The sequence below is a fragment of the Clostridium sp. YIM B02551 genome (assembly GCF_022324735.1).
Lineage (GTDB): Bacteria > Bacillota > Clostridia > Clostridiales > Clostridiaceae > Clostridium_T > Clostridium_T paridis.
The window spans coordinates 428,720-448,504 of record NZ_JAKGTF010000001.1 but is presented as its reverse complement, the minus strand read 5'-3'; the positions used below and the strand labels follow the sequence as shown (position 1 = coordinate 448,504).

At 28.0% G+C, this 19,785-nt stretch carries 29 protein-coding genes; 3 read left to right on the top strand and 26 right to left on the bottom strand.

What is annotated here, in order from left to right:
- The 6 genes from L1S47_RS02435 to L1S47_RS02410 form a co-directional block, all read right to left on the bottom strand.
- The gene (locus tag L1S47_RS02435; RefSeq protein WP_238881891.1) at positions 1 to 801 is read right to left on the bottom strand and encodes a MerR family transcriptional regulator; all 801 of its coding nucleotides are present in this window, start codon (positions 799 to 801) and stop codon (positions 1 to 3) included.
- Positions 802 to 1,093: 292 nt separating this feature from the next.
- Complete coding sequence (locus L1S47_RS02430) at positions 1,094 to 1,633, bottom strand: GNAT family N-acetyltransferase (protein ID WP_238881890.1); 540 nt, start codon at positions 1,631 to 1,633, stop codon at positions 1,094 to 1,096.
- A gap of 23 nt (positions 1,634 to 1,656) precedes the next feature.
- On the bottom strand, positions 1,657 to 2,109 hold the full coding sequence (locus L1S47_RS02425; RefSeq protein ID WP_238881889.1) for a hypothetical protein: 453 nt from the start codon (positions 2,107 to 2,109) through the stop codon (positions 1,657 to 1,659).
- A 96-nt stretch (positions 2,110 to 2,205) separates the two neighbouring features.
- Positions 2,206 to 2,577 (bottom strand): DUF4440 domain-containing protein, encoded by a 372-nt coding sequence (locus tag L1S47_RS02420; RefSeq protein ID WP_238881888.1) that lies wholly within the window; start codon positions 2,575 to 2,577, stop codon positions 2,206 to 2,208.
- 40 nt (positions 2,578 to 2,617) lie between these two features.
- Positions 2,618 to 3,298, bottom strand: a complete 681-nt coding sequence (locus L1S47_RS02415; protein ID WP_238881887.1) for a DUF5680 domain-containing protein — start codon at positions 3,296 to 3,298, stop codon at positions 2,618 to 2,620.
- Positions 3,299 to 3,442: 144 nt separating this feature from the next.
- Entirely contained in the window at positions 3,443 to 4,447 is a 1,005-nt protein-coding gene (locus tag L1S47_RS02410) for a MerR family transcriptional regulator (protein ID WP_238881886.1), read from the bottom strand.
- A gap of 192 nt (positions 4,448 to 4,639) precedes the next feature.
- On the opposite strand from L1S47_RS02410, the gene L1S47_RS02405 reads away from it, so the two are divergent.
- Complete coding sequence (locus tag L1S47_RS02405) at positions 4,640 to 5,521, top strand: MerR family transcriptional regulator (RefSeq protein ID WP_238881885.1); 882 nt, start codon at positions 4,640 to 4,642, stop codon at positions 5,519 to 5,521.
- Between the two features lie 69 nt (positions 5,522 to 5,590).
- Here L1S47_RS02405 and L1S47_RS02400 read toward each other — a convergent pair whose 3' ends face one another.
- The 11 genes from L1S47_RS02400 to L1S47_RS02350 all read right to left on the bottom strand — a co-directional run bounded on the left by L1S47_RS02400 (position 5,591) and on the right by L1S47_RS02350 (position 11,271).
- Positions 5,591 to 6,193 carry a histidine phosphatase family protein gene (locus L1S47_RS02400; RefSeq protein WP_238881884.1) on the bottom strand — a complete coding sequence of 201 codons (603 nt, stop codon included), beginning with the start codon at positions 6,191 to 6,193 and terminating at the stop codon, positions 5,591 to 5,593.
- A 106-nt stretch (positions 6,194 to 6,299) separates the two neighbouring features.
- Positions 6,300 to 6,476: a hypothetical protein gene (locus tag L1S47_RS02395; protein ID WP_238881883.1), complete on the bottom strand. Its 177-nt coding sequence runs from the start codon at positions 6,474 to 6,476 to the stop codon at positions 6,300 to 6,302.
- 95 nt (positions 6,477 to 6,571) lie between these two features.
- Positions 6,572 to 6,751, bottom strand: coding sequence for a hypothetical protein (locus L1S47_RS02390; protein ID WP_238881882.1), 180 nt, complete (start codon positions 6,749 to 6,751; stop codon positions 6,572 to 6,574).
- A gap of 18 nt (positions 6,752 to 6,769) precedes the next feature.
- On the bottom strand, positions 6,770 to 7,384 hold the full coding sequence (locus tag L1S47_RS02385; protein ID WP_373689013.1) for a DUF2812 domain-containing protein: 615 nt from the start codon (positions 7,382 to 7,384) through the stop codon (positions 6,770 to 6,772).
- A 16-nt stretch (positions 7,385 to 7,400) separates the two neighbouring features.
- Entirely contained in the window at positions 7,401 to 7,715 is a 315-nt protein-coding gene (locus L1S47_RS02380; RefSeq protein WP_238881881.1) for a PadR family transcriptional regulator, read from the bottom strand.
- A 143-nt stretch (positions 7,716 to 7,858) separates the two neighbouring features.
- Positions 7,859 to 8,701, bottom strand: coding sequence for an MBL fold metallo-hydrolase (locus L1S47_RS02375; protein ID WP_238881880.1), 843 nt, complete (start codon positions 8,699 to 8,701; stop codon positions 7,859 to 7,861).
- Between the two features lie 11 nt (positions 8,702 to 8,712).
- Positions 8,713 to 9,033 carry a DUF3795 domain-containing protein gene (locus L1S47_RS02370; protein WP_238881879.1) on the bottom strand — a complete coding sequence of 107 codons (321 nt, stop codon included), beginning with the start codon at positions 9,031 to 9,033 and terminating at the stop codon, positions 8,713 to 8,715.
- A gap of 20 nt (positions 9,034 to 9,053) precedes the next feature.
- On the bottom strand, positions 9,054 to 9,644 hold the full coding sequence (locus L1S47_RS02365; RefSeq protein WP_238881878.1) for a DUF1349 domain-containing protein: 591 nt from the start codon (positions 9,642 to 9,644) through the stop codon (positions 9,054 to 9,056).
- Between the two features lie 3 nt (positions 9,645 to 9,647).
- The gene (locus L1S47_RS02360; RefSeq protein WP_238881877.1) at positions 9,648 to 10,367 is read right to left on the bottom strand and encodes a HEAT repeat domain-containing protein; all 720 of its coding nucleotides are present in this window, start codon (positions 10,365 to 10,367) and stop codon (positions 9,648 to 9,650) included.
- A 22-nt stretch (positions 10,368 to 10,389) separates the two neighbouring features.
- On the bottom strand, positions 10,390 to 10,803 hold the full coding sequence (locus tag L1S47_RS02355) for an NUDIX domain-containing protein (RefSeq protein ID WP_238881876.1): 414 nt from the start codon (positions 10,801 to 10,803) through the stop codon (positions 10,390 to 10,392).
- Between the two features lie 3 nt (positions 10,804 to 10,806).
- Positions 10,807 to 11,271, bottom strand: a complete 465-nt coding sequence (locus tag L1S47_RS02350; protein ID WP_238881875.1) for a GNAT family N-acetyltransferase — start codon at positions 11,269 to 11,271, stop codon at positions 10,807 to 10,809.
- Positions 11,272 to 11,485: 214 nt separating this feature from the next.
- Here L1S47_RS02350 and L1S47_RS02345 point away from each other — a divergent pair, with 214 nt between their 5' ends.
- Positions 11,486 to 12,349 carry a Cof-type HAD-IIB family hydrolase gene (locus tag L1S47_RS02345; protein ID WP_238881874.1) on the top strand — a complete coding sequence of 288 codons (864 nt, stop codon included), beginning with the start codon at positions 11,486 to 11,488 and terminating at the stop codon, positions 12,347 to 12,349.
- A 69-nt stretch (positions 12,350 to 12,418) separates the two neighbouring features.
- Here L1S47_RS02345 and L1S47_RS02340 read toward each other — a convergent pair whose 3' ends face one another.
- The 8 genes from L1S47_RS02340 to L1S47_RS02305 form a co-directional block, all read right to left on the bottom strand.
- Positions 12,419 to 14,374, bottom strand: a complete 1,956-nt coding sequence (locus tag L1S47_RS02340; protein ID WP_238881873.1) for a translation factor GTPase family protein — start codon at positions 14,372 to 14,374, stop codon at positions 12,419 to 12,421.
- Between the two features lie 142 nt (positions 14,375 to 14,516).
- Positions 14,517 to 14,657 (bottom strand): hypothetical protein, encoded by a 141-nt coding sequence (locus tag L1S47_RS02335; RefSeq protein WP_202767099.1) that lies wholly within the window; start codon positions 14,655 to 14,657, stop codon positions 14,517 to 14,519.
- 65 nt (positions 14,658 to 14,722) lie between these two features.
- Positions 14,723 to 15,166, bottom strand: a complete 444-nt coding sequence (locus L1S47_RS02330; protein ID WP_238881872.1) for a hypothetical protein — start codon at positions 15,164 to 15,166, stop codon at positions 14,723 to 14,725.
- A 3-nt stretch (positions 15,167 to 15,169) separates the two neighbouring features.
- Positions 15,170 to 15,367: a helix-turn-helix transcriptional regulator gene (locus tag L1S47_RS02325; RefSeq protein WP_238881871.1), complete on the bottom strand. Its 198-nt coding sequence runs from the start codon at positions 15,365 to 15,367 to the stop codon at positions 15,170 to 15,172.
- 139 nt (positions 15,368 to 15,506) lie between these two features.
- The gene (locus tag L1S47_RS02320) at positions 15,507 to 16,124 is read right to left on the bottom strand and encodes an NUDIX hydrolase (RefSeq protein ID WP_238881870.1); all 618 of its coding nucleotides are present in this window, start codon (positions 16,122 to 16,124) and stop codon (positions 15,507 to 15,509) included.
- Between the two features lie 34 nt (positions 16,125 to 16,158).
- A complete protein-coding gene (locus L1S47_RS02315; protein ID WP_238881869.1) occupies positions 16,159 to 16,881 on the bottom strand; it encodes an HAD family hydrolase in 723 nt (240 codons plus the stop codon).
- 12 nt (positions 16,882 to 16,893) lie between these two features.
- Positions 16,894 to 17,307, bottom strand: coding sequence for a hypothetical protein (locus tag L1S47_RS02310; RefSeq protein WP_238881868.1), 414 nt, complete (start codon positions 17,305 to 17,307; stop codon positions 16,894 to 16,896).
- A gap of 31 nt (positions 17,308 to 17,338) precedes the next feature.
- Positions 17,339 to 17,917: an isochorismatase family cysteine hydrolase gene (locus L1S47_RS02305; RefSeq protein ID WP_238881867.1), complete on the bottom strand. Its 579-nt coding sequence runs from the start codon at positions 17,915 to 17,917 to the stop codon at positions 17,339 to 17,341.
- A gap of 177 nt (positions 17,918 to 18,094) precedes the next feature.
- On the opposite strand from L1S47_RS02305, the gene L1S47_RS02300 reads away from it, so the two are divergent.
- Positions 18,095 to 18,616 (top strand): hypothetical protein, encoded by a 522-nt coding sequence (locus L1S47_RS02300; RefSeq protein ID WP_238881866.1) that lies wholly within the window; start codon positions 18,095 to 18,097, stop codon positions 18,614 to 18,616.
- Positions 18,617 to 18,707: 91 nt separating this feature from the next.
- Here L1S47_RS02300 and L1S47_RS02295 read toward each other — a convergent pair whose 3' ends face one another.
- Positions 18,708 to 19,487, bottom strand: coding sequence for a helix-turn-helix domain-containing protein (locus L1S47_RS02295; protein ID WP_238881865.1), 780 nt, complete (start codon positions 19,485 to 19,487; stop codon positions 18,708 to 18,710).
- Positions 19,488 to 19,785: the final 298 nt, after the last annotated feature.

Below are 19,785 nucleotides of genomic sequence, written 5' to 3'. Positions count from 1 at the left end.
TTACTCCTCCTCTTCTATAGGAATGATTATTTCAGTTATATACTTATTAGGATTACCTTTAAATATCATTCCTGGTCCCTTTACATATATTTCTCTTGATGGTGTTAAGCATTTTAATCTATTTTCTTTGGCATAATCAAGCAGAGCCTTATAAGCCATATTCAAGTTTTCATAATCACCAATATGTGTTGTGCATAAAGCTTTTACCTTAGGTAATTGTCTTGAATTTATATCATTATTACTTACTACTTTAGAAGTTGGAAGGCATAATTCAATATCAGCTTCTTCTTTGTATTCGCTATCGTAATAACAATTAAATGGAGCACCATTTACATTACCCTTAACTATCTTATATAGTTTTCCTATATATTTCCCTACATCCTTATACTTCCCCTTATATCTAATGGATGCGACTAGTATTGGTTCAATATCTTTAGTTTTTATAGTATAGTTCATAAATACCTCCCTATTTTCAGGCTTAATATAGAGGTCAATTTTTTTTAATAGGTTTTTTTCTTCTTCTATTCTTTTCTCTATCATCTTCTTTTTCTCTTCTAGAAAATATGAAAGATCAGATATATTTTCGTAATTTATTAGTAAATCTTTTATTTCTGAAATGGAAAATTCAAATTTACGAAGAAGCATAATTAACTCTGCTTTCTTAAAATCCTCTTCACTATAAAATCTATAATCATTTTCTTCATTCCTATAGGATGGTTTTAAGATATTTTGTTCATCATAATATCTTAGTGTTTTCACAGTAAGGCTTGTAATCTTAGAAAATTCACCTATTTTGTACATTTATTCACCTCTTATAATAGGTAGCCTGCTACTTTAAGTTGGCTACCTTGATGTAAGTATAAACTATCCTCCACACTGGAGAGTCAATATTATTTTAAATATATTTCTATCTTACCTTAAAACGCATAATTTTTCCAAAATAAAAAATCTTCATGTTAATTCTATAAAGTAAAAAAGCACCCACAATTGTGAGTGCCTTTACAAAGGAGATTCGTAAAAAAGAAAACTTATTATGTATCTATTATAAATAATAAATATGTCATTATTATGACAAACTGATTTCAATTTATTTTTATTTAAAATATTCATCTCTATAGATATTATAGAACAATTCATTTTCTACTCTATTTTCAAATAAAGCTAATTTAACATCACGATTAAATCTATAATTGAATCCGCACTTTTCAATTACTCGTTTAGATTTCATATTAAAATCATAATGTCCACACCATATTAAATCTAAATTTAATTCTTCAAATCCATATTTAAGGAGTGCTTTTACTGCTTCAGGAACATATTCATGTCCCCAATATTTAGGGTTTAGCACATATCCAATTTCCCTTTGTTTTAAATCTTCAAGTGTTTTATCAGGGGTTTTATTATGCAGTCCTGTGCCACCAATTACTTTATTCTCCGCTTTTAATTCTATTGCATAAGATTCATTATCATTAATAAATCTCTTAATTATTGTCTTACTTTCTTCTATATTTTTATGAACAGGCCATCCTGCTACAGGCCCTACCCTGTCATCACAGGCGTATTCGTATAAATCTATAAAATCTTCTTCTTTCCAGTCCCTTAATATAAGTCTCTCTGTCTCTAATGTCTTCATTTTATTTCCTCCTTGATATAATTCTATTGAAAATGTTCTAAAACAAATACTTCTTTCTTATCTCTATCGAATATAAAATATATCTTAGAGTTATCATCTTTTATCTTCCAATAATATTTATAGCTATTTTTAAAATCTGGATAATACTCTTTAGGAACTTTTAAATTCTTAAGTATTTCTTCTGAACTTGCCTCAATTGATTCATTTTTTTCACTTTTCCACTCTAAAGATGAATCGATTTGTTTAATATCATTATATTGAAATATATGATATCTATCTCCATCACCAAGAAAGCTTGGACCTTCATCTTTTTCATAAATTTCATCATACTCTTTAGGTAAAGTTATTTTCCAATTTGCTTTAATTATATTTGAATATATATTTCGCTCTTTAACATAGTCATATATAACATATGCTGAAATTAATCCTATCAAGGTTAATACCGAAAAAATACCAATAATAACTTTTTTCATCATATTAATTTACACCCTTTATATAATAAAATAAACTTCATAAGAAGTTTATTTTATTATATATGAAATGATTCTTTCTTTCAAATATTTCCTTTTAAATCAAATATTAGATATTACAGTTCCCTGATGAAAAATCATCTTCCACTCACCATTTATACTTTTCCAAATAGAACTTCTAAGTGAGTATTTCTTCTCAGCAGTCTCATCATGCTTAATTAATTTATATGTTGCTAATACACAATCCTCACCAAGAAAAGAAATATCAAAATTTATAATTTCCCACTTTAATTCTTTTGGACTTGTATTATCTCCTATTGCCTCCCCTTTCTTGTATTTATAAATATAACCAGAGCTACAAAATTCAATAAAATCCTCTGATAATAACATGCTAATTTTCTCAGGAGATTGTCTTATATAAGGCTTAAGTAATTCTTTTTCCAATTCTAAAATATGATTTTTTAACCTCTCCATTAATAAAAACCTCCTAACACATCTTATTTATCTGACAAAATTACAAAATATTTCCCCCATGCAAAAAACATTCATATACCTTTTTATCATTATAATAAATTTCTTCATACCCTTGAAACCAATTGAATTCTCCATTTATTATTGCATGATACTTATATTCTCCATTTTCATATACTAGTGGACCTCTATAAGGATATTTATTATCTACCAAAGACAAAACTTCTTTTAGAAACGAACCTGAAAATTTTTCAGATAGAACTCTACCAATATAATTCATTGACCATATTGGAGTATCATTTTGCCATACTGCTTCCTCACCTGCAAAACTTCTTCCTCCTAAATAAGTATCAATATATTTTAAATTTCCTTCTATATAACGTAAGTCATGTGAGTTTGGTCTAGAAGGCTCTACTTCTGCTCCTCCACCTGCATAAGTCTTCTTTTTTGCTCTACATAGAAATTCTATAATTTCTTCATTTTTGTTAATTTCTTTTGAGCCATCTTCACTTAAACTACATGTATCCTCACTACTTTTAACTAGTTTATCAATACTTACTTTAAATATATCACTTATAGAAATTAAATTCTCAATATCAGGATATGATTGTCCTAGTTCCCACTTTGCAACTGCTTGTCTAGAAACACCGATATATTCAGATAATAATTCTTGGGAAAAACCTTTCTCTTTTCTAAGTTCTTGTAACTTTGCTCCAAAACTCATTTTATCACCTCAAGATAAGTATACAAAGATCGTAAATATATGCCTATCACCTAACATTAACATTCATGACAACTAATAGTTGCTATTTAAATATATTATATCATTATAAAATAAAAGAGCCTTTCAGCTCTAATAATTTTATGTCTATTTTCTTTTTGCAACTAATACCCCTACAAGTGGATGCAGCTTATGCAATTCTACTGTAAAATCATAATTTTTAAAACAATTCTTTAATTCTTCAACAGTGGATGGAGAATCTACCTCTGGACCATACCCAACCATTGAAAACTCTTCTACATAAATGTTTGGCTCTTCAAAAAACATTAGATCTCCAATAATTATACTTTCTAAACTTTCTCCTCCTAAGGAAATCATCTTCTCTATGGCTTTTTCTTTGAACTTAGTTGTTAAATGATGTAATGCATAGTTTGATATTATCTTTGTTATTGTTTTTTCTTTTAAATTTATATTTAATTCTGGCTCTTCGAAAGTTCCAATATAAAGCTCAACATTATTTACCTCTTCAATTGTTTTTCTTTCAATTGCTTTTTTGATCATTCCCTCACTAATATCTATACCAATTGCTAAATTTACATCTTTTGATAATTCAATAATCTGTTTACCATTACCACATCCTAAATCTAAAATTACATCTTTAGTATTTGGTATAAGAAACTTATTAATTAGTTCTTGAGTTTTTGCTCTCCAATAATAGCTATCTGTCTTATATTCCTTACTAGCATTATCAAATCTATCTCTTGCAGTTACTTCCATATTTGTTATCTTGATTATATCAATAAGCTCTTCAATATCTTCAAAAGCATTATTTTGTATTTGCCTTTGAGCCTTAATCAATGAAGAAATGACAGTATCTATATGTTTCTTTTTTTCTTCGAGTATATATATTTGTGAATTTATTACATTCTTCAGCGATTTATTATTTTTATCAACTATACTTTTTATTTCATCAAGTGATAATCCTATAGACTTAAGTGTAGTAATTTGCTGTAATTTTATAAAATCATTATCTGAATAAATCCTATACCCAGCTTCTGTTCTTGATGATGGCATAAGTAGTCCTTTTTTATCATAGTGTAATAAGGTTTTAACTGTAACTCCTGTCCTTTTTGCGAACTCACTAATTTTCAAGACTATCCCTCCCCTTTAGATAATTATAAATTTTACCCTAAGGTTAGAGTCAATGTTTTATTAAAAAAATATTGACTCTAACGTTGCGTTATAGATTAATATAATATTAGAGCTAGAATAAATTGTCAAAAACTCATTGCCGGCAAAGCGTTAGATAATTACTAACTCTCAAATCAAAATTGGAGGTATTTTATGCGAACAGTAAAGGAAGTATCAAACCTAACAGGAGTAAGTGTACGTGCACTACACTATTATGATGAAATAGGATTATTAAAACCTAGTGAAGTTACAGATTCAGGTTATAGACTTTATGATGATGAAGCTCTTGAAACCTTACATCAAATCTTATTCTTCAAAGAACTTGACGTTCCATTAAAAGAAATTAAAACAATTATGTCAAACCCCAATTTTGATAAAAAACAAGCTCTAAATAATCAGAAAAGGCTGCTTATTTTAAAAAGAGATAGATTAAATGATTTAATAGAGCTCATAAATAAGAGAATAAAAGGAGATAAAGCAATGAGTTTTAAAGAATTTGATATGAGTGAATATTTTAGTGTATTAGAAAAGTTTAAAAATGAACATGGAGATGAAATAGTTAAATATAATGGCAGTAAAGAAGAGTTTAGTAAATTTATAGAGCTATGTAAAACTAATGAAGAAAACATTGCAAAGATGGCTATAAAACAGTTTGGAAGTATAGAAAAATATACAGAAGCTATGAAAAATAATCTTGATAACTTTTCAAGTATAATGGAGAAGATTGATACTTTTAAAAAAGATTATTCAGAAGAAAATAAGGATCAAGCTACAGATCTATTCAATAGACTTACTGCCGATTTAAACAAAGATCCTAACTCAATGGAAATTCAGCAAATTGTAGAAGAAATAAATCAAATGAATATAGAGCAATATAAATTCTTAAATATGGATATGGGAGAGAGCTACTGGGGGTTGATGGCTGATCTTTATTCATCAAATCCTATATATGTAGAAATTTTTGAAAAGAAATATGGTGCTGGCACGTCAAAGTTTGTTGGAGAAGCTTTTAAATTCTATTCTGAAAATAATTAATCAACTTTATTTATTAAAATAGCCTCATTAAGCTAATTAGAATATTTTTCAGCTTAATGAGGCATAAATTTATATATCTAAACTTTGATTAAATCTAATTACTCTCCATGAATTTAGTTTTTTATCGAATTCAAATTCCATTATCCCACACATCTCAACCTTAAATAGGTTCCTTTTATATACTGGAATTTGTAATAAATTACACATTAATAGCCTTATATACCCTTCATGACCAACTAATAAAACATTTTTATTATCCTTTTTAAGTTCTTCTAAAAGCTCATCTTGCCTTTTCTTTACCTCGTCTCCTGTTTCCCCCTCAGGAAACCTCACATCTTTTGAGTATGTAAAAAAGTCATTCCAGAAATCTGGGTATTTTTCTATTATCTCTTCATCACTCATAGCTTCAATAATTCCATTATCAATTTCATTTAATCTTTTATCCCTAATTATTTCTAATCCTTTACTTTCTGCAACATATTTAGCTGTTTGAAAAGCTCTTAAATATTCGCTAGCTATAATTTTATCAACTTTCTCATATTTAAAATAATCTACTAATCTTTTAGCTTTTTCTACTCCTTCATCACTTAAAGGTGAATCCTGATGTTTAAGTTTATCATTATAATAATCTCCAAACTCCTTATTAGCATGTCTAACTATAAAAATCCTCATTTTAATCCCCCACAACCAATTTATTTTGTAATCTATTACATATTATTTAAATTAAATAAAAATATTCTCATTACATTATTTTTATAAAAAAAATAAGTCCTTTTTCCTAGGACTTATTTTCAAGACTGTAGTTGTTTTGTTTTATGTCTACTATTTCACTTAACATTTCACCGGTTGCATCTAAAACCCTAACATTTTCCTGCAACACTTTTAAATCTTGCTCTAAATCTTTTTTATTCTGATTACCCTGAATACTCAATTCGTTAAATGATATTTCATCCATTTAAATCACTCCAAACTATATTAATATATATTTTTAATAGTTTGATTATTTTAATATTTTATATTCATGGATCGGAATAAACATTTAAATTTAAATTAACTTTTATTTTTAAGATGATGCATTCTAAGATTAATTATCGATGATAAAATCATTGAGATCCATCCTATTATCCAATACTCATCAAAACCACCACTAAACATTGCAATTAAAATACATATCACTGCCACAAATAAAGTTGCTATTCTTAGAATATTTAAAAACTTATTTGTTTTCAAGCTAATCCACCTCATAATCTACATTTCTTTTTGTTTTCTATATAAAAGTTCAGCTTTTACTGCACATATAGCGTAGATAATTATTACAAAAGGTATCAATAACCAAATAAAGCCTCTTGAAATTGCAAATGGTGTTTCAAATAAGAAATGTCTCCAAAAGGTAAAACCATTCATTTCCCAAAGTCCAGGAGTTAGGTATAATAGCTTAGGATTCATCATTGCATTAACATTAATATATCTCATTGAAATTAAAACTGATAGAAAAGGCAAGTATGCTATAGCTAAAGATGCCCACATATTTGATAGTCTTTTATATTTTCCTGCCTTAGACATAGTATCAGAGAAAATATCTTCTTGGCTATTTTCACTAATTTTTTTAAAATACTGAACTCCAGAATTCTTACTTCCAACTAGGTGTTTCCAACCACTGTCTTCAAACAAAGTGCAATAATCTATAAAATCTTCTTGATTTTTAAACTTTCTAAAATCAATTTTTATTGTTGCATCCTCTGGATCAGCCTTTCGAAATTTATACGTAAAAAGTACATCAACTAATTCATAACCTTTTTTAGCCATATCATTTAGCCATTTTTCTTCTTTATCATGATCAATAAAACACTTTAACTTGTTCACATTAATACCCCCTTGATTAGAATTTCATCAATTCTTTAGTCACACTAAGCATTCTACTCATTCTTTCATAGTCAAGCTTTAATATTTCTCTGCCCTTTTCAGTTATCACATAAACCTTTCGTCTGCTATCATCACTTTTAACTGATTCGATAAGCTTTTGCTTTTGTAAATTTTCTATAGCACCGTAAAGTGTACCTGCTGCTATCTTTACTTGGTCATTACTTAATTCTTCAATCTTTTGCATAATAAGATATCCATGTGAAGGTTCTAATAATGCTAAAAGAATGTAATAAGTTGTTTCTGTTAATGGTAAGTTTTTATCTCTATTCATAGTTCCTCCAAATAGTAAGTTAAACTATACAGTTTAACTGTATAGTTATATTATATACAGTCTAACTGTATATTGTCAACATATGGATATATTGATTTATTTTAGCATAAAAAAGCAGAGACTACCGTCTCTGCCTAAATCTACTATACTTCAACTTTCATTCCATCATATGCAAATAGTATTCCATCATATTGTTCTTGCAAATTTAAATAGTCATCATATGACTTTCCCCAATCTTCTTCAAGATGTGTTATAATAACTTTCTTAATATTATATTGATTTTTTAAATCTTGGATTTCATTCATTCTGAAAAGTTCACCAAATATATTGCTGTCATTATTCAATATGTAGCCATCCTTAAGCTCATCTCCAACAATTGTATTCCCAATTATCATAACATCAGCATTCATAAATATACTATTTATAGGAAATGGCTTAACATCACATGGAGCATATATAACTTTTTTATTCTTCTCTTCAAAGACAAAAACTGTTGCAACCCCTGCTTTAATAAATGTCAATTTAATATGATCTAAGTATATGTACTCTTCTACAACTTCTCTTTTAATTAAGTTTCTGGTTTTTTCATAGTAATCTAAATATGAACCATACTTAGATCTTATAGAATTTATATCTTCCAAAACATGTTTCATAGCAAGTACTGTTATAGAATTTAAGCATTCCTTCTTCTCTTCTACTTCAAACCAATTAAGTCTTAAATGCTCAAACACTCTCATTCCAAGTACATGATCAGGATCCATATGGCTAAATAATACTTTATTTACCTCTTTAATATTAGAATAATTAAGGGCATGGACTATATCCTCAGGCGTATCAACTAATAGCTCTATATCCTCAAGATATAGACTACAGCCATATCTTGAATATGGGTTTCCCTTTATTCTTGCTTCTTGACACACCCTACACTGACATAAAGGTTTAGGCAATGCTACACATCCTCCACTACCTAAAATTATAAAATTCATTAGTACTCCTCCTATAATATACTGTCTTCTGTATTTATTGTTCTTAACTTTAAAAATGTATCTTTACCATCTGCCCAATTTTTTAAATTTATTAATCTTTCACCATTATCACCATGTTCTTCATCGTTATACGCATCTATCAATTTTTCACATGGTACACTTGTACAGTGACCACAATGATTAAAGCCTTTTTCTATTGAACAACTTGCAATTGAACATTTTCCCCAAAAAGGTTGTCCTTTACACTTTTGACAACCAGGACAATTTGCCTTTTCCTTCCACTCGCATACTCCACAATACGTACCACACATTCCTATCAATTCTTTTTCCATAACCTTATCCCTACCTTATATTATTTATGTTCTTCCCATAAACATTCACTTATATTAATTTCAGAAAATATAGCTTCAAAGCTTGAATCTGAAGGGCTGCAAGCATATATTCCAATGTTAATTTTCTCATTTCCTTCAAACAAGTGAAAAATTCTCATTTGTGTAAATACTTTACCGTCGTATGAATTTTCAATACAAAAATCACTTTCTCTACGGCTTAATCTATAATACATTGTTTTTATCGTTCCATCTATATCAGTGGTTGCCCAATCAGAATATCCTTTATTTGTAACTACACTACCAAGCCTTTGATATTCCTCATTCTCATATTCTATTGAAGCTTTAAACCAATTGTCTGAGTTTTGATAAATAATTACTCCACATTGATCAAACAATTTCTTACTATTAAAATCTGTCCTTATAGTAAGTGAAAAGTATTTTTCTTCTGTTTTAATTAATAATGCTGGAGCATTGTCATTCCTAAAGCCATAATAAGTTCTTTGCCAAAAATCTGTATTAGGATCTGTTGTAATGATAATCTTATCCTTATTTGCTTCATGATTTTTCGGTTTATTAATCCAGAAACAATTATTTAAATCAAATTTAAACATACTTCACCTCATATAATTATTTATAATATCTAGAGACCTTTTTGCTTCATTTCTTATAGTTTCATTACTATCACTTTCCATAATATCTTTTAGTATTTTTAGTGTTTTTTCGGTTTGAAAGCTTTCTAAGGCTCTAACTATTTTCCACCTTATAATTTCATCTTCACTGTATTTCTCTAAAACCATTATTAGTTCTTCTAAACCACTGTTATCTGATACATTATTATAAAAACATATAAATCCAATAGCATCTATAGCTTCACTAATACGTAAAACATAATTAGATTTTAAAACATTTATAAGTTCAGGTAATACCTCTAGTCCCATATGCGATAAAGTCCTTGCAATAATATCTCTAGGAAGTGGATAGCTCTTTTTATTAAATTTCTTAGTAGGTAATTCTCTATATTGGTTATTCCCTATACGCCCTAGGTAATTCACCATAATTTTAGCTGCTTCAATAGAACCCTGTGATAAGGCTTCACATATTTCAAGCTTTGTATAAAGTTTTTTTTCATCTTTTAACATTTCACAAAACAAATAAATAGTGTCTTTTTCTAAACCATATTTACTCCTATATACATTTATTGCAATGGTTCTTTTATATGCTTCTTTAGATTTTAATAGTTCTAATAGTTTATCTTTATTTAAGCTTAAGTAATTCTCTATATCTTTTGATGTTATATATCCACGATTTTTCAATTGTTCATCTGAACTTCTCATTTACTTCTCCTATGTTACATAATTATTGTAATTCTTTTAATAGAACCTCAAAATCCCATTTGTTCATTCTACCTTCAAATATACAGTTCATATATTTAGTAGATTCTTTTTCAAATGGTAACCATTCAAATCTGTCGTGTTCATCTGATAAAGTTACTGTACCTTCTTTTATTGTACATAAACAAATAATTCCAGCTATCTGAAAATTATCAGCAATATATGTCCAAGTATCGAGAATCCTTAATGGATTTACCTTTAAATTAAGCTCTTCCTTTAATTCTCTATCTAATGTTTCTTCAGGTGTTTCGCCATATTCTAACCTACCACCAGGTAATTCAAATAAATTATGATCAACAGATGATTTGTGAACAGCTAGAAATTTATTGTCCTTAATAATTAATGCCTTAGTTGCAAAGTATATTATTTTAATATTCATACTCTACTCCTTTATATATTCCATTGGAGTAAATCTAATTCCATCTACTAATTGTTCCATACCCTTATCTTTAAACCCAAGTGAATGGTAGAATCCAACTGCATAAGGTGAAGAATTTACAGTAACCTTTTTTTCCTGTATTGATTCTTTAACCTTTTCAAATAGTTTTTTCCCAATTCCTTGTTTATGATATTCCCTATCTACAAAAAGCAAACATATATGATTTACCTTCCTTGTTCCTATAACACCAATTATTTTGTTATCATCAAAGCATCCAAAGAACCTTAAGGATCCCTCTTCAAATTCATCCTTTAATGAATCTGATTCAATAAATTTTATAAATGTTTCTACTCCTTCTTCCGGGAAGTCAGGTGCTTCAAAAATCATAAAAACTTTTTTGATAAGCTCTGTGGCATCACTTAATTCAATTATTTTCAACTCTCGATATTTATATCTAAAATCACTCATATTTACTCCTTTTAAAAAGCAAGTTTCTTTATTAAATCATAACAAAATATTCCTTTAATTACAAATTCATGATGCATGAATATTTGATAAGCTTATTTCATTATTAATTTACAAACTTAATTATTTTTGATAATTTTTTTTCATTCTTTGTTCACCCTATTTATTTCTAAAAAAAGAATTTATATAATCAAATAAAACGATAGGGGGAATACATATGAGTAATATAAAAGTAATTATTATGGATGTAGATGGTACATTAACAAATAGTAAAAAAGAAATAACTAAAAAGACAAAAGAAGCTTTAATTAAAGCTCAAGAATCTGGTGTTATATTAGTTTTAGCATCAGGAAGACCAACATCAGGATTGATGGATTTTGCCAAAGAATTAAAAATGAATGAAAATCATGGACTTTTAGTCTCTTTTAATGGATCTAAGGTTGTAGATTGTGAGACAAACGAAGTTTTATTCAATGAAACCATGAGTGTTGAACAAGGACAAGCAGTGCTTGAGCATATGAAAAAATTTGATGTTAGGCCTATGATTGACAAAGGCGATTATATGTATGTTAATGATGTTTTTAACAATCAAATAAATAACAATGGTACTTCTATTAACATAATTCAATATGAATCTCGTGGCGGGAAATTCAAATTATGCGAGAAAGATGACTTAGCAGCTTTTGCTGACTATCCTTTAAATAAAATTTTAACTGCTGGAGACCCAGATTATCTTAAAGAGCATTATAAAGAAATGATGGAACCTTTTAAAGACTCTTTATGCTGTGTGTTTACAGCACCTTTTTACTTTGAATTTACTGCAGAAGGAATTGATAAGGCAAAGGCTTTAGATACTGTGTTAACTCCTATGGGATATAAAAAAGAAGAGATGATAGCCTTTGGTGATGGTCATAATGATGCTTCAATGGTTAAATATGCTGGTATAGGTGTAGCTATGGCTAATGCAGTTGATGATTTAAAAGCTATAGCTGATGAAGTAACTTTATCTAATGAGGAAGATGGTATTGCTTATACGTTAAGCAAGTACTTTAAGGATTTAGATCTAGAGCCAGCAATTTAAATTTTCATATTCAAAAACTAAAACTGTTCATGAAATAATCTTCATGAACAGTTTTTTACTAACAAAATCTTATTTTAGACAATGCATATAATCTTTTGCTTCACTTCCATCTACTAAAAATGCTTGACCTTTTGAACAAAATACTGAAGTTGAAGTATATTCAATATCTGCATTTCTATCATACGATATTTTTTCAAGTACTTCATTCTCATTATGGCAAATATCGTATCCATCAAATGTGAAGTTTAATTTTCCTTTACCTTTGGTTACAGCCACAAAATCGGTTCCATAATTCATAAAAGTGGCTACTGGTCCTCTCCCTATAATAACTATTTTTTCGTTATTAATTTCAGGTGTCTCAAAACTTCCATTTAACTTTTCTATATCTGATAGTAGCCGTCCCAAATAATCTATATGTGCATCCATTTTAAATCTATAGAATGGCTCTAATAATACATTTTTACAATTCTCTAGTCCTTGCCTTAATGCTCTAAATGTAGCTTCTCTAAAGTCTCCTCCAGATGTATGCTTATTATGAGTTCTACCAGTTAATAATGTAACTTTTATATCTGTTAATGGTGAACCTGTTAGTATGCCATGGTGTTCCCTTTCAAATATATGAGTTCTTACTAAGTTTTGGTGACCTATTGTCATGTCATCAGCATGACATTGATTTTCAAAAATTATTCCACTATTTCTTTCAGCTGGTTCAAGCTTTAAATGAACTTCTGCATAATGTTTTAAGGGTTCAAAATGCCCGTATCCTATTCCTTCAGTTAATAGGGTCTCCTTATATAAAATCTCACATGGACCAAATTCTACATTAAGTTTAAATCGCTCTTCTAATAACTGTTTTAAAACCTCTAATTGAATTACCCCCATTATATTAACTTGTATTTCTTGCAATTTCTCGTTCCACTCAACATTTAATGAAGGATCTTCCGCCTCTAAAATTTTAAATTTATTTAAAACCTCTTTTATATTTAAAGCCTTATCAAAAATCACTTTCGATTTTAATGTTGGTATCATTTCATAATTTACTTTCTCAAAATAATTTCCTATTCCATCACCAACCTTAGCTTCATTTAGTCCAATAACTCCAAAAACTTCACCTGCTGAAATATCATCAACTGCTTTAAATTTACTGCCATTATAGAGTCTAATTTGAGTAATTTTTTCAGTAAATCTTTCCGTAGCTGAATTTACTTTCACGTCATCCCTAATCTTTAATTTACCTGTTAATGCTTTAATATAAGTAACTTTATTTCCTTGTTCGTCATATCTAATTTTATATACTTGTCCACCAAATTCTTCATTTTCATTATATTGAGTATAGGTAAGCTTATCTAATGCAAATATAAACTCTTCAACTCCTACATCTTGTAAAGCTGAACCACAAAAACACGGGAAAATTTTATTATTCTTAATCATTTTTTTAAGAGAATCTATCCATAAAGCTTCCTCAAAGTCTCCATTTAAATATTGTTCAAGTAGCTTTTCATCACGCTCAGCTATAAATTCTATAAATTCTTCATTTAAAGGCTTATTAACAAATTCTTTTGGAATGAAAAGAACATCTTTCGTTAAGTCTGTCTTAATTTCCTCTATAACTTTTTCAATATTTGCTGAGTTTCTATCTATTTTATTTATGAAGAAAAGGGTTGGCTTGTTATACTTTCTTAGTAATTGCCATACTGTTTCTGTATGCCCTTGCACTCCGTCAACTCCACTTAATATAATGATTCCATAATCCATTGCATTAATAGCTCTCTCCATTTCAGGTGAAAAATCAATATGCCCTGGAGTATCTATTAAAAAATATGTTGAATCATTATAATTAAATATCGCCTGATCAGAAAATACAGTAATTCCTCTATCCTTTTCTATACTATGACTATCTAGCAAAGTATTTTTATGATCTACCCTTCCTCTGCTTCTAATACTTTTTGTATGATAAAGTATTTGTTCCGCCAAGGTTGTTTTTCCAGCATCAACATGGGCTAATATACCTATTGTCTTATTCATTATGTCCTCCATCACATGGTTGAATATAATTTTCTATCGATATAATTAATTTTACAATTATATTCAAGATAATCAATAATAAGTTTAAATAAAAATACCGTATCTCCACGTTAAGAATATACGGCATTCTAAAAATTTAATATTATTTTTTAACAAACTTAGGCTGCGGTTTATTTGCTGTATGCGAAGTATTTGTTTGAACTTCATCTGTAGGTATATCATATTCAACCCTTTCAAATTGCGATCTACTTTTATCTGGTTTACGATTTTTATTTACTGCCATAATATCACTCCTTTAGTTGTTATAGAGTTATTATGCACATGTAAATTGATATTTATAATTTCAAGTTATTCTTCGAATTCTAGTTTTTTGTTATAATTTGATTTTATTATATAGGTTATTACAATAGTTAATATACATAAATCTATTATAAATCCTGAACCTGAATTAGTTAATTGACCATTTAATAAAAACTTACTTTTTCCACTTATTAATTCAAATACTGTTAAAACAAAGCCTACTGTTCCACTTAAACCCATTAATCCGATAATAATTTTACTATTATTTCTTTTTCCCAAGTATACATCCTGAATAATCATCTCTACAGATCCTACCATAGTTGCGAATATTAATATTATGATATTTGAGTACATTTCATCAGCCCAGTAAATATCTGAACTTTTTAAAAATGCATCTAACAAAAGTAATACTCCCATTATTATTACAATATGTTTAAACACATTTCCCCTTAACCATAATTGTCTCTCATCAAATTCACAATTATCTCTCATAAACTATTCCTCCCAAAATAAATCATCTAATTTCTTTCCTAAGACTTTGCAAATAGCAATGCATAATTTAATTGTTGGATTATAATCACCTTTTTCAATTGCATTCATAGTTTGTCTTGTGATGCCAATTGCTTCAGCCAAGTCCTTTTGTGTCATATCTATTGCTGCCCTTGCAGCTTTTATTCTCAAGTTTTTTGCCATCTGCTCACCGTCCTTTCTATATATAATATTATAATATATATTAATTTGTGTCAAATATATATTACATTTATTAATATATATTTTAATATTGAAACAAAAATAAAGTAGTATGAAATAAATTCATACTACTTAAATATTCTTAATCAAATATTGTTATAAAGTCTTTATTTTTGTGGGCCTCAAAGCACATTTCTATTTGCTTTTTAGTATTTCTACCTAGAGATAACTCCGGCAAATTAGTTACATCAAAAAAGTCACTAGCTACTGTTTCAATATTCTTTTTAAATTCACCATCTACAAGTTCACATAGTACGAAAGCTTTATATACACCATATGGGAATGGCTCTTCATAGTGTTTGCTTCTTTCTAGAACCGCAATTAATTTTTGTGGTATAACTTTAACACCAGCTTCCTCCATAGCTTCTTTTGCTACATTTTCTTTAATGGATAAATTTACTTCTGCCCAACCTCCAGGCAAAGACCAACATCCATCAATACTTTCCTTAACTAATAAAATTTTATCATCCTTAAATATCGCACCTCTTATCTCTACTTTCGGTGTTTGATAACCAACTTCATTGCAAAATAAATCTTTTATCTTTTCATTACTAATCTCGGTATATTCGCTTAGTATCTCAATTGATAAATCTCTTATTTGCTGAAATCTTTCAAGATCAAACTTATCAGTTGAATATGTTAAACCTGCTTGTGCAATTAACTGTAGTTCTTTAGCCCAGGTCAGCCACTTAGGTTCCATTTCAATTCCTCCTTTAAAGCTCTATTAAACAAATTTACTCATTTAATAAATTTACTAAATCATTTAAATTTCTTATTACTTTATGTTTACTTCTAATAATTACTTTATTTCTTAATAATAATAATTTTCCTCTATTAAGTAAAACTGTTTTAATCCCTAACTTACTTGCTCCATCACAGTTTTTAGGATTGTCATCAATAAATACTGCCTCTTCTGGTTTAACACCTAGTTCTTCAAGGGCATATTTGTACATCAATTCATTTGGCTTGGTTACTCCTTTTTTAGAAGAGATAATAAATGAAGAAAAATAATTACGCAAATTAGCTTGTCTAAATACATTTTCTAACGATGGCCATGCATCAGATATTACTGCTAATTTATAATACTTGCTTAAATCTGGTATTATCTCAAATACATCGTCATAGAATTTATATTTATCATAGTTATAAACAAAATCTTTAGCCAGTAATTCAACTTTTTCTTTGGTCAATTCAAGCTCTGGTAATTCACTTGAAAGTATTTCAAAAAAATTTATGAAATGCTTATACTCTTGTTCTTCAGTTGCAATTAAAGTTTGTGAATTTATATATCTCCAAGCTTTTTTCATAGCATTATTTTTATTTTTTAAAAAAAGTGAGTTAAACATTTTCTTATTAATATACTTATAAAAATTGGGTGAAATAGACCAACTTCCTGTAACCGGTCCATTTAACACTCTCCCTGAATCAAATAAAATAGCTTTTATATTATTATTCATATAAAAACCCTCCTACATTGAAGTTATCCATCTCATTAAGAAATATACACCGCCTGAGTACACTCCTATTATTGTTGATAATACAGGAAAAATAGTAAATTTATTTTCTCTATACTTATAAAAATGTAAACTCAATGCCAATATAAATAACCCAAATACCACTAACCAATATCTAAAAAGTAGGAATGGAAATGCTATTAAACCTGCAATTGCTATTATTGACGCTGTATTTATTGGTATTTTACTTTCCTTATTTACCCTAAAGTATAAAATCCCAAAAAGTGTTCCAAGTACTGCTGAACCTATCCAAATTGTATTTATAATATTTTCCTGATAACTTGCTAGTTTATCACTAAAAAACATATATAAAACTATTCCTTGTATAATAATCAAGAGTATTATCATAAATGATATAACTTTCTTCATAACTTCATCCCTTAATTCTTAAATTTTTATTCTATACATTGATTAAATAGCTACTTCTCTCAGTCAATTTTTTAAACTCTTCAAAAGAAATTAGCCCTATTCCTCCTTGTTTAAATTTCTCTAGTATCTTAGGCATATTCCCCATATTAGATGTTACAATTGCATCAACTATAACAAAAACCTTATATCCTCTAGATTTAGCACCTTTGGATGTTTTATATACGCAATCAGCTGCATCTAATCCTATTATAAATAGTTCCTTAATTCCTTTCTCATTGATAAAACCATTTAAATATGGATTAGTAAATGCATCTCCTTTTTCCTTTGTAAAAATATTATTACCAATAATATTTATTCTTGAATCTATTTCACTTCCTGGGGTTCCTTTGATAAATCTATTTTTAGTAATTAGTCTATAAAAGATATTATTCTTAAAATAATGCTTTATATATATAATAGTTATGCCTTTTTTATTGCTTTCATTTATGATTAGATTCGCATTATCAATAAGCTTTTTTGCATCTTTATAGGGATTTTTCGATTTTGTTCCAGTTGCATCCTCTTGTATATCTATAACAAGTAACGCTCTTTTATTATTTTCATTATTCATTAATATATATCCTTCCAAAATCGTTAATATAAACCTTCTAATATATTATAATATAAATATAACTTTATATCACTTTAAATCAATTTATATGATTATACATAAAATCCTTATTATTCACCTTTTTTTTTATTTTCTCATATATCATTTAGTGTAATAAAAATTTTAATGGAGTATAAAATGCAAGCTGAAAAATTAATTGAAAGTAATGAAAATGTGTATGACCTTGATTCTGAAAATATCTATTTTCCGAGAACTATAAATCAGTTTCCTGATTTTACTCAAATGCCATTCATACCTAATCCATATTTTATGGCAAGGACCCACTATGATGAAGAGTTTTTTCAAGACCCAGATGCCGCAATAGAGGAAGATAATACTGAATCAGAAGATTTTAGACATAAAAAATCCAAAGGACATCATTGTGAAGAGCATGAAAAAGAGCATCATAAAGAGGAACATCACCCGCAAAAATTTAATTACGAAATTTATGCTTTTGAATATGAATCTCACCCTTATCAAAAGTCTTTAGAAAATCAAAACCTTAACCCAATATATAATTATAATCCATATACTAGCCAAAATTATATGCCATATGCTACTCAAAATAATATGCCATGTAACACTCAAAATAATATACCATATAACTATCAATACCCAATGTACAAATTTGATCCATTTTTTAGATTCTTTATTTATTAATACTTTGAAAAATCGTTCAAACTATCATTTACCTAGTATTAAATAAATGTCATAAAAAGTACCGTAAAAAAATTTACGGTACTTTTTCTTATCATTTATTATTTTTAAGCTCATCAATCAATTGTTCATTTCTTTTCATTGACATCATTCTTAAATAAGGAAGGAGTTCTATATAACTGAATAACTCTTTTTCAGTGCACATTACCTGCTTTATCTTGTTATTTCTGCTTTTTTTGATTATTACCTTACGGCCTTTTTTTATGGCTTCTAAGGCCTTAACAAATACTTTCTTTATATATTGGTATAAATGATCATTCTCCTTTGTTCTTCTCTCCAGTTCTTCATCTTTAAGATAATCTAATGCACCATCTTTATTATAGAGTTTATAAATACAACTTTCTAAATCATCATAAATGATGAACTCATTATCCTCATTTTTTATATTTCCAAATACTTTTTCCATTGCAGAATAGGTAGTAATCCATACATCACCCGCCTGCTTTATTTCATCCTGTTCAAATTTGCCTCTTTCTATAGCTTTTCTAATGGTAGATCCATCAGATAATCCCCACTTTTTAGCTGCTTCTGATAGAGTCATTACTTCATTAATCTTTCTTATATTTTCTTCATCATTTATTATAAATATCGCTTTTATATCCGACTTTTCTAAATGTCCGTTAAAATTCTCTAATTTTATTCCCATTTGATCATACTGATTAGCTAAAACCAATATACTTTCTCTTTTGTATAATAAATTATAAATTGCATCAATACTTACAAGTGGTACTTCTAATTGGTTATCTTTAGTTTCATAAACCTGTGCTGGATAGAGCCTTCTATTTTCCATTGTTATAATGCAGATATTACTCATAATTTATTCACCTCTTATTATCTATTCACTATCTAGTGACAATTTAATTATATATTTTCACCTAAAAACTTGCAATCATTAAATACGTTCCCTGTGGTTCAAATATTCTCTAATACTAAAAGCAACTCTATAATTCACTATTTTACTATTATTATCGCAGTTTTTTCACTACATAGTGAACTAGTGATTATATTTATTGTATAATAAAAAAAGCTCTATGGACATACCAAAGAACTTTTAATATTTTCTATATTCCAAATATATTCATTAATGCATGGGCTGATATTCGTTCATAGGC